This window comes from Vibrio sp. Vb2960, from assembly GCF_033337665.1.
In the GTDB taxonomy this organism is placed as follows: Bacteria; Pseudomonadota; Gammaproteobacteria; order Enterobacterales; family Vibrionaceae; genus Vibrio; species Vibrio alginolyticus.
This window is the reverse complement of the sequence record NZ_JAWORD010000078.1, coordinates 1-648: the sequence shown is the minus strand read 5'-3', so window position 1 is coordinate 648 and position 648 is coordinate 1. Positions and strand designations below refer to the sequence as shown.

Sequence of the window (648 nt, the reverse complement as noted above, 5' to 3'; positions counted from 1 at the left end):
ATTGCGTTGCTCACCCCTTAACAGGGCGTTAGGTGCTTGAAGGAAAAGGTAAGTATGGAAATTACTTTTCGGCAGATAAACATTGATGATTTCGAATTATGCGTTGCTGCAAGAAAAGATGCATACTTTTGTAGTTTTGGGTATTACGATGGTTTCGACGACTTCATCATTGGTTATCGTGAACGAGTATTAGACCGGTTATCAACATCAGGATGGTTCTATATCCATATATTTGTGGATGGTCAGTTTGCAGGGCAGTTAGAATTTCGTAGCTTTTCACCCGAGCCTGAGACTGGCTATGTGCATCTCATTTACTTAAAGCCGAATTTTCGTGGTTCAGGTCTCGCTGCAAAATTGCAGGATTATATTGTAAGCACTTTGAGTCAAGCGGGTTGTTTGCGTGCTGTACTTTCAGTAAGCCGAACTAACCATCGAGCCCTCACATTCTATAAGCGCCATGGTTGGGAGTTCTTGCGCAAGAATCCCAAGCACGATGAAACCGACTTTTACCAACTTTGGCTACGCACCTAACAAACTGTTCAAGAGGGATTCGCAACGCGTGGCATTTTTACTATGCGTTGGTTTAAGTGTTTAGGGTGGTATGCGGCGGCTTCAGTATTGCGTTGCTCACCCCTTAACAGAGCGTTA

At 43.8% G+C, this 648-nt stretch carries 1 protein-coding gene; it reads left to right on the top strand.

Features of this window, described 5'->3' with window-relative positions; all coding sequences use genetic code 11:
* Positions 1–54: 54 nt before the first annotated feature.
* The gene (locus R7O03_RS22710) at positions 55–531 is read left to right on the top strand and encodes a GNAT family N-acetyltransferase (protein ID WP_020838885.1); all 477 of its coding nucleotides are present in this window, start codon (positions 55–57) and stop codon (positions 529–531) included.
* Positions 532–648 lie beyond the last annotated feature (117 nt).